Source organism: Streptomyces sp. NPDC001728 (genome assembly GCF_040297565.1).
GTDB lineage: Bacteria > Actinomycetota > Actinomycetes > Streptomycetales > Streptomycetaceae > Streptomyces.
Map to the genome: position 1 here is coordinate 25755 of NZ_JBEOZK010000020.1, position 13308 is coordinate 39062.

13 protein-coding genes and 1 riboswitch are annotated in these 13308 nt (G+C 71.3%); of the genes, 6 read left to right on the forward strand and 7 right to left on the reverse strand.

Annotated features, from left to right (window positions below; genetic code table 11):
* Positions 1 to 22: 22 nt before the first annotated feature.
* From ABT154_RS25975 to thrC, 3 genes are all read right to left on the reverse strand, one after another.
* Positions 23 to 226, reverse strand: a complete 204-nt coding sequence (locus ABT154_RS25975) for a cold-shock protein (protein WP_015035246.1) — start codon at positions 224 to 226, stop codon at positions 23 to 25.
* Between the two features lie 398 nt (positions 227 to 624).
* Positions 625 to 903, reverse strand: coding sequence for a MoaD/ThiS family protein (locus ABT154_RS25980; protein WP_351859575.1), 279 nt, complete (start codon positions 901 to 903; stop codon positions 625 to 627).
* A gap of 70 nt (positions 904 to 973) precedes the next feature.
* Complete coding sequence (gene thrC, locus ABT154_RS25985) at positions 974 to 2260, reverse strand: threonine synthase (RefSeq protein WP_351859577.1); 1287 nt, start codon at positions 2258 to 2260, stop codon at positions 974 to 976.
* Positions 2261 to 2277: 17 nt separating this feature from the next.
* Positions 2278 to 2424, reverse strand: a riboswitch (SAM riboswitch).
* Between the two features lie 148 nt (positions 2425 to 2572).
* Here thrC and ABT154_RS25990 point away from each other — a divergent pair.
* From ABT154_RS25990 to ABT154_RS26000, 3 genes are all read left to right on the forward strand, one after another.
* Positions 2573 to 3514, forward strand: coding sequence for a glucosyl-3-phosphoglycerate synthase (locus ABT154_RS25990; protein ID WP_351859579.1), 942 nt, complete (start codon positions 2573 to 2575; stop codon positions 3512 to 3514).
* 38 nt (positions 3515 to 3552) lie between these two features.
* Positions 3553 to 5370 carry a DUF7927 domain-containing protein gene (locus ABT154_RS25995; RefSeq protein ID WP_351859581.1) on the forward strand — a complete coding sequence of 606 codons (1818 nt, stop codon included), beginning with the start codon at positions 3553 to 3555 and terminating at the stop codon, positions 5368 to 5370.
* 82 nt (positions 5371 to 5452) lie between these two features.
* A complete protein-coding gene (locus ABT154_RS26000; protein WP_351859583.1) occupies positions 5453 to 6898 on the forward strand; it encodes an alpha,alpha-trehalose-phosphate synthase (UDP-forming) in 1446 nt (481 codons plus the stop codon).
* A 178-nt stretch (positions 6899 to 7076) separates the two neighbouring features.
* Here ABT154_RS26000 and ABT154_RS26005 read toward each other — a convergent pair whose 3' ends face one another.
* Positions 7077 to 7421 carry a winged helix-turn-helix transcriptional regulator gene (locus tag ABT154_RS26005; protein ID WP_351859585.1) on the reverse strand — a complete coding sequence of 115 codons (345 nt, stop codon included), beginning with the start codon at positions 7419 to 7421 and terminating at the stop codon, positions 7077 to 7079.
* 98 nt (positions 7422 to 7519) lie between these two features.
* Here ABT154_RS26005 and ABT154_RS26010 point away from each other — a divergent pair, with 98 nt between their 5' ends.
* Positions 7520 to 8407, forward strand: a complete 888-nt coding sequence (locus tag ABT154_RS26010) for an NAD(P)-dependent oxidoreductase (protein WP_351859587.1) — start codon at positions 7520 to 7522, stop codon at positions 8405 to 8407.
* A 12-nt stretch (positions 8408 to 8419) separates the two neighbouring features.
* On the opposite strand, the gene otsB is transcribed toward ABT154_RS26010, so the two are convergent.
* From otsB to ABT154_RS26025, 3 genes are all read right to left on the reverse strand, one after another.
* Positions 8420 to 9262, reverse strand: coding sequence for a trehalose-phosphatase (gene otsB / locus ABT154_RS26015; RefSeq protein WP_351859589.1), 843 nt, complete (start codon positions 9260 to 9262; stop codon positions 8420 to 8422).
* Between the two features lie 32 nt (positions 9263 to 9294).
* Positions 9295 to 9555 (reverse strand): DUF3263 domain-containing protein, encoded by a 261-nt coding sequence (locus ABT154_RS26020; RefSeq protein ID WP_317878252.1) that lies wholly within the window; start codon positions 9553 to 9555, stop codon positions 9295 to 9297.
* Between the two features lie 132 nt (positions 9556 to 9687).
* Entirely contained in the window at positions 9688 to 10968 is a 1281-nt protein-coding gene (locus ABT154_RS26025; protein ID WP_351859591.1) for an ABC transporter substrate-binding protein, read from the reverse strand.
* A gap of 223 nt (positions 10969 to 11191) precedes the next feature.
* Here ABT154_RS26025 and ABT154_RS26030 point away from each other — a divergent pair, with 223 nt between their 5' ends.
* Both ABT154_RS26030 and nagA read left to right on the forward strand, forming a co-directional pair.
* On the forward strand, positions 11192 to 12142 hold the full coding sequence (locus tag ABT154_RS26030; protein WP_317878254.1) for an ROK family protein: 951 nt from the start codon (positions 11192 to 11194) through the stop codon (positions 12140 to 12142).
* The gene (gene nagA, locus ABT154_RS26035; RefSeq protein WP_351859593.1) at positions 12142 to 13296 is read left to right on the forward strand and encodes an N-acetylglucosamine-6-phosphate deacetylase; all 1155 of its coding nucleotides are present in this window, start codon (positions 12142 to 12144) and stop codon (positions 13294 to 13296) included. Before ABT154_RS26030 ends, nagA begins: the two co-directional genes overlap by 1 nt.
* The last annotated feature ends 12 nt before the right edge of the window (positions 13297 to 13308 follow it).

A 13308-nucleotide genomic window follows, 5' to 3' on the forward strand; every position in this document is an offset into this window, starting at 1 on the left:
TCGTTGGCCGATCGCGCCGCGCTCAGACGGCGAGCTTGACCATGTCCGCCTGCGGACCCTTCTGACCCTGCGAGATCTCGAACTCGACCCGCTGGCCCTCTTCGAGACTGCGGTAGCCATCCATCTGGATCGCGCTGTAGTGGACGAAAACATCCGCACCACCGTCTACCGCGATGAAGCCGTAGCCCTTCTCCGCGTTGAACCACTTGACGGTGCCCTGAGCCATGCCTAACTCCCCTATTACTGGCCCTTGCGCGGGACCCGCACTTCGCGGACCCGGGTCAGACCCTGCGCCGGAACGCGTCGACCGCCGCTGAATGTATCTGCCCAACTGCCCTCTGCAACAGGTCATTCGAGCGAGAATTCTGGGCGCACCGGAAAGGGGAATTGGGGATAATCCCTGGAGTTACGGGGCAAGTCGGGCCCGGCAAAACGCGCAGAACGTACACAACGCGCAGGTACTTTGGCTGCTTCCTGACGCACAGGGACGCATTCTCATATGCATCCGGCATGAGCAGCGGAGGGGGCTTCCCCAACTCTACCGTGCTCAACCATGCAGAATTGCCCCTTCCGCTTATGGACGCGGAAGGGGCAATTCAAGAAACACAGGACAAGCGATACGGCTCAGCAGCCGCCGGCGACGGCCGGGATGATCGAGACGCCCGCGCCGGTCGGGGTGGCCGTCTCCAGGCCCTGCTCGAAGCGCACGTCGTCGTCGTTCACGTAGACGTTGACGAAGCGGCGCAGCTTGCCCTGGTCGTCCAGGACGCGGGCGGCGATGCCCGTGTGGTTCTTCTCCAGGTCCGCGATGACCTCGGCGAGGGTCGTGCCCTCGGCCTGGACCTCGGACCGGCCGCCCGTGTAGGTGCGGAGGATGGTGGGGATGCGGACGTTCACGGCCATGTCTTCGAAACCTTTCAGTGGGCCAGGAAAGCGGGCCGGCACCCTGCGGGCCGGCTCGGGGCGGACCGGCTCAGAGCGCCAGGCCGGCGTCGCGGAACGCGTCCAGGCTCGGGCGGATGGTGACGGTCGCCTGAGAGGTGTCGGCCACCGCGTCCAGGGTCTTGAGTCCGTCGCCGGTGTTGAGGACGACGGTGGTGAGGTCCGGGTCGATCAGTCCCGCCTCGACGAGCTTCCTGGTGACACCGACGGTCACGCCGCCCGCGGTCTCCGCGAAGATGCCCTCGGTCCGGGCGAGCAGCCGGATCGCGTCCACGACCTGCTCGTCGTTCACGTCCTCCACGGCGCCGCCGGTCCGGCGGGCGATGTCGAGGACGTACGGGCCGTCGGCCGGGTTGCCGATCGCGAGCGACTTGGCGATCGTGTTCGGCTTCTGGGGCCGTACGACGTCGTGGCCGGCCTTGAAGGCCACCGACACCGGGGAGCAGCCCTCGGCCTGGGCGCCGAAGATCTTGTACGGCTTGTCCTCGACGAGGCCCAGCTTGATGAGCTCCTGAAGACCCTTGTCGATCTTCGTGAGTTGGGATCCCGAGGCGATCGGGATGACCAGCTGGTCGGGGATGACCCAGCCGAGCTGCTCGCAGATCTCGTACGCCAGCGTCTTGGAGCCCTCGCCGTAGTACGGGCGGAGGTTGACGTTGACGAAGCCCCAGCCCTCGCCGAGCGGGTCGCCGATGAGCTCCGAGCAGAAGCGGTTGACGTCGTCGTAGTTGCCCTCGATGGCGACCAGGTCACCGCCGTAGACACCGGCCATGACGACCTTGCCCTGCTCCAGGTCGTGCGGGATGAACACGCAGGAGCGGAAGCCGGCGCGGGCGGCGGCGGCACCGACGGCGCCGGCCAGGTTGCCGGTGGAGGAGCAGGAGAGGGTGGTGAAGCCGAAGGCGCGGGCGGCCTCGATGGCCTGGGCGACGACCCGGTCCTTGAAGGAGTGGGTCGGGTTGCCGGAGTCGTCCTTGACGAACAGCTTGCCGGGGGCGACGCCGATCTCGCGGGCGAGGTTGTCGGCCTGGACGAGCTTGGTCCAGCCCGGGTTCAGGTTGGGCTTGTCGGCGACGTCGGCGGGGACGGGCAGCAGGGGGGCGTAGCGCCAGATGTTGGCGGGGCCGGCCTCGATCCGCTTGCGCAGCGCCTCGGGGTCACCGAGGGGGAGGTCGTACGCGACTTCGAGCGGTCCGAAACACAGTTCGCAGGCGAAAATCGGGCCGAGTGCGAACACTTCACCGCATTCGCGGCAGGAAAGCCCGGACGCGGGACCGAGGTCGACCGAAGTGGCGGGGGTGACAGTCTCAACAGCCATGGAGGCGAGGCCCTTTCTCCTCATCTTTCCCATGACGAATTTTTCGCCATGAGACGGATTTGGCACCTTCCCTAGCCGGGGGCCTCGCTGGAGGACGAGACAAACCGACTGGAGGGTTGCCGGGGCTTCAACGGGCCGTTTCCCTCTGCCCCTCTGGATGAGCGGTATTCGATTGTGAAGCGCGGTGGACTTCGTTCCTGCGCTCCGACGCGGTCGGCACCCCGACGTGCATCGGGGATCCGCGTTGTTCAAGACTGTAACCGAAGGCCCGGACGCTCGGACCGGCCGTCCGAACCGCGAGATGGAGATCACGTGCTGGAAGAGGTGGGGCGCTGGCTGGACCGGCGGTCCTGGTCCGTGGCGGACCGGCCGCTGGAGCGAATCCTCGCGGCCAAGCGGAACACGAAGGTCAGCGTCGTCCTGCCCGCGCTCAACGAGGAGGCGACGGTCGGCGAGATCGTCGACGTGATCCGCCGCGAGCTGATGACGGAGGCCGTGCCGCTGGTCGACGAGCTGGTGGTGATCGACTCGGGCTCCACGGACCGGACGGCGGAGGTCGCGGCGGCGGCCGGCGCGCGGGTGGTGGCGCGGGACGCGATCCTCCCCCGGATACCGGCGGTGCCGGGCAAGGGCGAGGTCCTGTGGCGGTCGCTGATGGTGACGAGCGGAGATGTCGTCTGCTTCGTGGACGCGGATCTGCGGGACTTCTCCGCGGACTTCGTGACGGGGATCGTGGGCCCGCTGCTCACGGACCCGGAGGTGGACTTCGTGAAGGCGATGTACGACCGCCCCCTGGGTGACACCCCAGGCCAGGGCGGCCGGGTGACGGAGCTGGTGGCGCGCCCGCTGCTGAACCTCCACTGGCCACAGCTGGCCGGTTTCGTACAGCCGCTGGGCGGTGAGTACGCGGCGCGCCGCTCGCTGCTCGAACGACTGCCGTTCCCGGTCGGTTACGGAGTGGAGCTGGCGCTGCTCGTGGACGCCCTGCACGCGGTGGGTCTGGACGCGCTCGCCCAGGTGGACGTGGGGGTGCGCAGGCACCGGCACCAGGACGGGCAGGCGCTGGGCCGGATGGCGGCGGCGATCTACCGGACGGCGCAGCTGCGGCTCTCGCGGGGCCATCTGGTGCGGCCGCGGCTGACCCAGTTCGAGCGGGGCGAGAAGGGCTTCGAGCCGCGGACGTACGCGGTGGACACGGAGGAGCGGCCACCGATGGCCGAAATCGCGGAGTACGCACACCGTCGCGTGGCGTAACGCACCACTATCATCCGTTTTGCATACATTTCTCTTTTATGCGCTTCAGACAACATCACTCGGGCAGGGTGCTCGCGGCGGCGGGACTGATCGGACTGACGGCGGGCTCGCTCGCGTTCACGGCGGCGGGACCGGCCGCCGCGGACGTGGTCGAGCCCTTCGGCGAGCGGTACGAGGAGACGCTGTACGGCGACTTCGCGACGCTCGGCAACACGGTCATGGGCTGTCCGGCCGCCCCCGCGGACATGGCGGCGCGCTGCGCGGCGGCGGCGGGCGGCCAGGGCCCGGACGGCAACAACGCCTTCGTGATGGAGCGGGTCGACACGGCGGGAACCGGGGGCGGCTACGGCTCCAGCACCGGCCACGTGGTGATCCCGGCGGGCGCCGAGGTGGCGTACGCCCGGCTCTTCTGGGGCGGCAACGACGGCACGTACAAGGGTCCGAGCGGTGCCCGGCTGAAGCGCTGCGACATCTCCGGCAAGGACGTCGGACGCTCCCCCGGCGACCCGACGACGACCGCCCCGGTGATCAGGGTCGGTTCGGGTCCGGCGGTCCCGGTCTCGATCGACAGCATGGTCGCGGACCCGGCGGACACCGACGGGCCGCACTACTTCACGGGCGAGTCGGACGTGACCGCCGCCTTCGCGGGCGTCTCGGGGACGGACGCGCGGATCGCGGTCGGGAACGTCTGGGCGCCCGACGGCAAGGGCTGCGTGGCGGGCTGGTCCCTGACGGTGGTCCACCGGTTCCCCGGCCCGGACCCGGTCAAGGCGCCCGTGCGCCGGAACGTCCACGTGTACGGCGGCCATGTCCTCCAGCGCGCGGCCTCCCCCGCGACCACGATCACCGTGGACGGCTTCCGCCGGGGCCCCGGCACGGTACGGGCGAGCGTGACGGCGTACGAGGGCGACCGGAACACCCCCGGCGACACGTTCCTCGTCGATGGCAGGAACGTCACCGCGGCCCACTCGGGCAACACCGACAACTTCTTCGCCGGCGAGAACGACGGCGCCGTCGCCCCCAGGACGACCAACAACCTGAGCATCGACGCCAAGGCCTTCGACGTCCCGGCCGGCGCGGTCCCGCCGGGCGCGACCTCGGCCGGTCTGACCTTCTCCACCAGCGGCGACACCTATGTGCCGTCCGCTCTCGCCCTCTCCGTACCGGTCCCCGACCTGGAGATCACCAAGACGGCGAGCCCGCGCACGGTGAAGCCGGGCGACACGCTCACGTACACGATCACCGCGAAGAACGTCAGCCCGCTCGACCACCCGAACGCCACGTTCGGCGACGACCTCACCGGGAACCTCGACGACGCCGACTACACCGGGGACGTGACGACGAAGGGCCCGGGCGCGGCGACGTACACGAAGCCGAGGATCTCGTACACCGGGACCATCCCGGCCGGGAAGACGGCGACCGTCACCTACTCGGTGAAGATCAAGAAGCCGCCGGCCGGGGACGGAAAGCTCCGCGGCGGCGTGGTGGTCGAGACACCCCGCTCGAACTGCGGCGCGGGCAGCGAGGACCCGTCGTGCGCGGTGGCCCCGGAGATCGACAGGCCGAAGCCGACCCCGAAGCCGACCCCGACACCCACCCCGGTAGACCCCACCCCGACCCCGACCCCGACGGACCCCGACCCCACCCCGACCCCGACCGACGACCCCAAGCCGCCGGTGACCGACGAGCCGCCCTCCCCCGCGCCCCCGGCCCCCGGCCCGCACGGAACCCGAAGCGGCCTGATGGCCGAGACGGGCGGCAACGGCGAGCGGCTGTGGCTGCTCGGCGCACTGGGCCTCGCGCTGGCGGCGACGGGCGTGGTGGCGAGAGCGGCGATGCGGGGCCGAGGGGACTGACGCGCGACCACACTGGGTGACCGGATCAGCCTGTCTCGTATACGTACGTTTGAGTGTTTACGGGACGGGCTAGGTTCGCCCCATGGCTTCTGTGCTTGTGGCATCCAACCGGGGCCCCGTCTCGTACGTCCTCGGCGACGACGGCTCGCTCGACGCCCGCAGGGGCGGCGGCGGCCTGGTCTCCGGGCTGAGCGCCGTGTCCGCGCAGGACAGACTGTGGGTGTGCGCGGCGCTCGGCGAGGGCGACCGGGAGGCCGTCCGGCGTGGGGTCGGGGAGCCGGGTGTACGGATGCTGGACATCGACCCGGAGGCGTACGCGGACGCGTACAACGGCATCGCGAACTCGGTGCTGTGGTTCCTCCACCACCATCTGTACGACATCCCGCGCGAGCCGGTCTTCGACGCGGAGTTCCGGCGCCGCTGGGAGTCCTACCGGAGCTACAACCGCGCGTTCGCGGAGGCGCTGGCGGCGGAGGCGGACGGGGGCGCGGCGGTCCTCGTGCAGGACTACCACCTGGCACTGGTCCCCGGGCAGCTCCGCGCGCTCCGCCCGGACCTGCGGATCGCGCACTTCTCGCACACGCCGTGGGCGTCCCCGGAATACCTGCGGATGCTGCCGCAGGACATCCGCGAGGAGCTGCTGTGGGGGATGCTCGGCGCGGACGAGCTGGGCTTCCACACCTGGGGATGGGCGTCGTCCTTCATCGACTGCGCGTCCGTCGACGGCGCGGACGGGACGGCGCGGGGCGTCCGGCGGAGCGGTGACCCGTGGCACGGCGTGGAGCACCGGGGGCGGGGCGGCACGAAGCGGCACACCCGGGTGCGGGCGTACCCGCTCGGCGTCGACGGCGAGGAGCTGCGGAGGCTCGCGTACCGCCCTGAGGTGGACGAGAAGCTGGCCGCGCTCCGTACGGAGACCGGCGGCCGGAAGACGATCGTCCGGGTCGACCGCACGGAACTCTCGAAGAACATCCTGCGAGGCCTGCACGCCTACCGCGAACTCCTCACCACCCACCCCGAGTGGCGCGACGGGGTCGTCCACCTCGCCTCGGCGTACCCCTCCCGCCAGGACCTGGAGTCGTACCGCGCCTACACGGCGGCGGTGACGGAGCTGGCCGACGAGATCAACGCGGACTTCGGCACGGCGGCCTGGCAGCCGGTCCTGGTCTCGGTCGAGGACGACTTCCCCCGCTCCCTGGCGGCGTACCGCATGGCGGACGTCGCCCTGGTGAACCCGGTCCGCGACGGCATGAACCTGGTGGCGAAGGAAATACCGGTGGTCTCGGAAGCCGGCTGCGCCCTGGTCCTGTCGACGGGCGCGGGCGCCCACGAGGAACTGAAGGACGACGCCCTCACGGTGAACCCCTTCGACGTGACCGAAACAGCCGAAGCCCTCCACAGGGCCCTGTCGATGCCCCCCGCGGAACGAGCGGACCGAACGAAACGCCTGGCGGCAGCGGCCACGGCACTCCCACCACAGCGCTGGTTCCTGAACCAACTGGAAGCGCTGGAAGGGCTGGAGCCCTGACCCCACGACTCCGCTGCCACACGAGCGCGCCCTCAGATGTTGCGCGGGTCGCCGCTCCTTTGATCGCGGTGTACGCGAAGGTACGAGAACCGCTCCTTCATCTGCCGAACTACGCGGTGGCAACCTTCGCTCCTGGTGACCGCGACGGCCGGCTGAACGGCCGGAGCGGAGGCTGTGCTCAGCCGGCCGCTTCCCGCCGCCCCCTCCCCCACTCCGCCAGCGGCTCCAGTGCCTTGTTGAGGCCGGTGCCGGCTTCCGTCAGGGAGTACTCCACTCGGGGTGGGACCTCCTCGTACGCGGTGCGGTGGACGATGCCGTCCGTCTCCAGTTCGCGGAGGTGGGAGGTGAGGACCTTCTCCGTGATGCCCGGGAGCAGTCGGCGGAGTTCGCCGAAGCGGCGGTGGGGGTGTTCGTGGAGGGCCCAGAGGATGAGGACCTTCCACTTGCCGCCGATGACCTCCATCGCCGCGTCGATGCCGCAGATGTGGCCGCCGTCGGCCTCGGGCCGGTTCAGTGTCGCCATGTGTCCCACCTCTCTGGCCTGCTTGCTCACCTCAGGGTAACCACCCACTTCCAAGTGGGTACTTGAGCAGGTCAGGGGCCTGGAGCAGCCTTGTGGGCATGACAGCGAACACGCCTGAGAAGACCCCCGTCACCCTCCTCGGCCTCGGTGCGATGGGTACCGCGCTCGGCCGTACCTGGCTCGCCGCCGGGCATCCCCTCACCGTCTGGAACCGATCCCCCGCCCGCGCCGAGGCGCTCGCCGCCGAAGGCGCGAAGGTCGCCGGGAGCGCCGCCGGGGCCGTCGCCGCGAGCGCCCTCCTCGTGGTCTGCCTGCTCGACGACGACTCCGTGGGCGCCGCGCTCGATGGCGTCGACCTGACCGGCAAGGACCTGGTCAACCTCACCACCACGACCCCCGCCCAAGCCCGCGCCCGCGCCGTCTGGGCCGAGGCACGGGGCGCCCGTTACCTGGACGGCGGCATCATGGCCGTACCGCCGATGGTCGGGGTTCCCGAGGCCGGCGGGTACGTCTTCTACAGCGGGTCCCGGGAGCTGTTCGAGCTGCACCGGGCGACCCTGGCCGTGCCCGTGGGCACGAGGTACGTCGGCGCGGACGCCGGGTTCGCCGCCCTGCACGACGTGGCCCTGCTCAGCGCCATGTACGGGATGTTCGCCGGGGCCGCGCACGCCTTCGCGCTGATCCGCCGGGAGGACATCGACCCGGTGGCGTTCGCCCCGCTGCTCGGGGAGTGGATCGGGGCGATGGCGGGTCCGGCCGTCCGGCAGACCGCCGCCCGGCTGAAGGACGGCGACTACACCACGGACGTGGTCTCGAACCTCGCCATGCAGGTGGCCGGCACACCGACCTTCCTCGCCACCGCCGAGGGGCAGGGCGTCAGCCCGGAGCTGCTCCGTCCGTACTTCGAGCTGATGCGGCGTCGCCTCGACGTGGGGAGCGGGGAGGAGGATCTGACAGGGGTGGTGGATCTGCTGCTGTTCGGGTGAACCGGTGAGGTCTCAGGCCTCCCGTACCGCCCTCGCCAGTTCCGTCAGGAAGTCCACCACCCCCGCCGGGCCCGGCACCGCCAGGTCCGCGCGGTCGGTCAGTTCCGGGACCTCCGTGGAGCCGCTGCACACCAGCAGGCCCGGGGTGCCGTCGGAGCGGAGTTTCTCCACGGCGGCGAAGGCCGGCAGGTCGCCCAGGTCGTCGCCCGCGTAGAGCACGGACCCGGCGCCCACCTCCCGTACGTACTTCGCGAGCGCCACGCCCTTGTCCATGCCCGGCGGCCTCAGCTCCAGGACCATGCGGCCCGGTTCCAGGACCAGACCATGGGCGACGGCCAGGTCGCCCAGCGGGCCCTTGAGCGCCTCGAAAGCGCCCTCCGGGTCCTGGGCGCGGCGGGTGTGGACGGCGACAGCGCGGCCCTTCTCCTCGATCCAGACGCCCGGCCAGGCGCCCGCCCGGTCCAGGAAGCCGGGGAGTTCGGCGCGGACGGAGGCGACGCCGGGGTGCGGGGCGGCGGCCCGGACGGTGCCGGAGACGGCGTCCCAGCGTTCGGCGCCGTAGTGGCCGAGGACCACGAGGTGCTCAAGACCGGGGACGCCGGCGAAGCCGCCGTAGCGGACGGCGACCCCGGCGGGGCGGCCGGTGACCACGGCGACCGAGGCGACCTCGGGGGCGAGGGCGGCCAGCGCGGGGACGGTGCCGGGGTGGGCGCGGGCCTGCTCGGGGTCGGGGACGATCTCGGCAAGGGTGCCGTCGAAATCGAGGGCGACGACGGCCTTCGACGGCCGCGCGAGGAGCGCGGCCAGACCGTCGCGGCCGGCGGATGTGGCCGGGTGCGGGAGGCTGCTGACCATGTTCCCGACCCTACCGACGCAGGGGCTCCGCGTCAGCGGCGCCGCTGGCGCTCGGCGCGGACGCGGCGGAGCCGGTTGACGGTCACCGGGTCGTGGGCGAGGGCGCGCGGGTCGTCGAGGAGGGCGTTGAGGAGCTGGTAGTAGCGGGTCGGGGAGAGGCCGAGGCGCTCGCGGACCGCTCGTTCCTTGGCGCCGGGGCCGGGCCAGGAGCGGCGTTCGACGGCGAGCAGGGCCTGCTCGCGCTCACCGAGCCCGCCCTCGTCGTCGCCCGCCACGCCCTGTTCCTCGCTCATACGACCAACTTATTACCCGGCGCTCCCGGCCGCTGTCGCCACCCGGGTCACTCCGCGCTCCCGGCCGCCGTCGTGACGGCGGTCGCCGCCGCCAGCCAGGTCACTCCGCCGTCGCGCCGCCGGTCACCCGGCTCACTCCGCCGCCTCCGCCGCCGTAGCCGCCCTGCCGATCGCTCCGAGCACGTCCGCCGGACGCCCCGCCGGGGTGACCGCCCTGCCGATGTTCTGCTTCACGTTCTCGCTGACCTTCGCCCAGGAGGTCTTGCCGACCGGCGGGAGCTGGCTGTCCGGGAGCGTCTTGAGGAAGACGCGCAGGTTGGCGTGCTCGGGCTCGGTCTCCATGCGGGCGGAGGCGCTGACGGTGACCGGGAGGAGGTCGTTGTCCCCGGCGAACTTGAGGACGTTCTCGTCGCTGAAGACGAAGTTGAGGAAGTCGCCGATCTCCTTGCGGTGACCGTTCTGCTTGAAGCCCATGATCCAGTCGGCGACGCCCATCGCGGCCTTCGCCGGGCCGTCGGCGCCGGGCAGCGGGACCTGGCCGACCTTGACGCCCTTCTTGGCGGCTTCCTTCAGGAGCGAGGGGTGGCCGTTGAGCATGCCGACCTCGCCGTTCGCGAAGGCGGCGAACGCGGCCTTGCGGTTGAGCTTGCCGGGGGCGACGGGGCCGGTGAGGCCCTTGCCGACGAGGTTCTTCTTGAGCCACTCGAAGGTGCGGACGTTCGCGTCGGAGTCGACCGCGTAGTGGTCGGTGCCGTCGGTCCAGCCGCCACCGGCGCTGAGCATCCACATGAGGGCCTCGGCCTGGGCCTCCTCCGGGCCGAGCGGCAGTGCGAAGGGGGTGCCGACGCCGTTGTCCTTCAGCTTCTCGGCGGCGGCGGCCAGCTCGTCCCAGTTGGTGGGGGCATCCACCCCGGCGTCGTCGAAGAGGGCCTGGTTGTAGAAGAGCGGCCGGGTGGAGGCGACGAACGGCAGGCCGTACTGGGTGCGCTTGTGCTCGCCGGCGGAGGCGAGCGGGGCGAGGAAGTTGGCCTGGACGGGGATGGACAGGAGTTCGTCGGCGGCGTAGAGCTCGCCGGCGGCGGCGTAGTCGGCGTAGGCGCCGATCTGCGCGATGTCGGGGGCCTTGTCGGCCTTGACCATCTCGGCGACCTTGCGGTCGACGTCGTCCCAGGACTCGATCTGCACCTCGACCTTGACGCCCGGGTGCTTCGCCTCGAAGGCGGCGACGAGGTCGGTCCAGTACTTCTTGGTGGTGTCGCCGCCCGTGAGGTCGTAGTCGGCGGCGACCAGTCTCAGGGTCACGTCGCCGGCGTCCCCGCCGAGGGAGCCGCAGCCGGCGACCGTGGCGGTCAGCCCGAGGGCGGCGGCGGCCGCGGTCAGTCCAAGGAATCGTCGCCGCTGCACGCTTTTCATCCACCTTTTGCTCGTCGTTGAGCTGCGTCGAGCCGCACGTTTGCTCTGCGCAGGGCCGTAAGTCTCTCCCGGCGGCGGGTATGAGGTCTACACCACTGGGGTATCACTTCCGCAACGCCAAGGGGACGATGGGCCCATGGCTGGTCCCGAATTTGTATCCGTACGCAACAATCCTCAGCAGTGGACTAGACCTTTTGGGTCCTCCCGCGCCAAACTGTCCCTCGTGAGACACGTCATCGCCCTGGATGTGGGCGGCACCGGTATGAAGGCCGCCCTTGTCGGGGCGGACGGCACGCTGCTCCACGAGGCCCGCCGCGCCACCGGGCGCGACCGCGGGCCCGAGGCCGTCGTGGAGACCATCCTCGGCTTCGCCGAGGAACTCGGAAGCCTCGGCGCCGAACGGTACGGAGAGCCCGCCGCGGCAGCCGGAGTCGCCGTCCCCGGAATCGTCGACGCCGAGAACGGCATCGCCGTCTACGCCGCCAACCTCGGCTGGCGCGACGTTCCCATGCGCGAACTCCTCAGCCGCCGGCTCGGCGGCATCCCCGTCGCCCTCGGCCACGACGTGCGCACCGGCGGCCTCGCCGAAGGCCGTATCGGCGCGGGCAACGGCGCCGACCGCTTCCTCTTCGTCCCGCTCGGCACCGGCATCGCCGGCGCCATCGGCATCGGCGACCGCATCGAGGCCGGCGCCCACGGCTACGCCGGCGAGATCGGCCACATCGTCGTCCGCCCCGGCGGTACGGAGTGCGGCTGCGGCCAGCGCGGCTGCCTGGAGCGGTACGCCTCCGCCTCCGCCGTCTCCCAGGCCTGGGCCGGGGCCAGCGGCGACCCCGAGGCCGACGCCGCCGACTGCGCGAAGGCCGTCGAATCCGGCGACCCCACGGCCGTACGCGTGTGGCAGGACGCCGTCGACGCCCTCGCCGACGGCCTCGTCACGGCGCTCACCCTGCTGGACCCCCGCACGCTCATCATCGGTGGCGGACTCGCCGAGGCCGGGGAAACCTTGTTCACACCACTTCGGGCCGCGGTGGAGGAGCGAGTCACGTTCCAGAAGCTGCCCGCCATCGTCCCGGCGGCCCTCGGGGACACCGCCGGATGCCTGGGCGCGGGCCTCCTCGCCTGGGACCTGCTCGCCGAACAGCGCCCCACCGACTCGGAGGTTTCCGCCTGATGGCCGATCACAAGGTTCTCGCCGGCGCACACGTCGTGCTGCCCACCGGGATCGTCGAGAACGGACGCGTGATCGTCGACGGCGACCGCATCGCGGGCGCGGCCCCCGAGGGCACCCCCGCCGTCGACCTGACCGGCCACTGGCTCGTCCCCGGCTTCGTCGACATGCACAACCACGGCGGCGGCGGAGCGTCCTTCACCTCCGGCACCGTCGACGACGTCCTCAAGGGCGTCCACACCCACCGGCTGCACGGCACCACCACCGTCGTCGCCTCCTTCGTCACCGGCGAGATGGACTTCCTCACCCAGCGGGCCGGGCTGCTCTCCGAGCTCGCCGAGCAGGGCGATCTGGCCGGCCTGCACTTCGAGGGCCCGTTCATCTCCCCCTGCCGCAAGGGCGCCCACGACGAGACGCTGCTGCGCGATCCCGACCCGGCCGACGTCCGCAAGCTGATCGACGCGGCCCGCGGCCAGGCCAAGATGGTCACCCTCGCCACCGAGCTGCCCGGCGGCATCGACTCCGTACGGCTGCTCGCCGAGCACGGCGTGATCGCCGCGATCGGCCACACCGACGCCTCGTACGAGCAGACCGTCGAGGCCATCGACGCGGGCGCCACCGTCGCCACCCACCTCTACAACGCGATGCCCGCGCTCGGCCACCGCGCCCCCGGCCCGATCGCCGCCCTCCTGGAGGACGAGCGGATCACCGTCGAGCTCATCAACGACGGCACCCATCTGCACCCCGCCGCCCTGGAACTCGCCTTCCACCACGCGGGTCCCGGGCGCGTCGCCTTCATCACCGACGCGATGGACGCGGCGGGCTTCGGCGACGGCCGCTACATGCTCGGCCCGCTGGAGGTCGAGGTGAAGGACAGCGTGGCCCGCCTCGTCGAGGGCGGCTCCATCGCCGGGTCCACCCTCACCCTGGACCGCGCGTTCAAGCGCGCCGCGACGATCGACGGCCTCCCCGTCGAAGCGGTCGTGCAGGCCATCTCCGCCAACCCGGCCCGGCTGCTCGGCGTGTACGACCGCGTCGGCTCCCTGGAACCCGGCAAGGACGCCGACATCGTGGTCCTCGACGCCGCGTTCGAGATCAAGGGCGTCATGCGCAAGGGCGAGTGGATCGTCGACCCGACTGCGGGCTCAGCCGTCTGATCAGGTGTCACT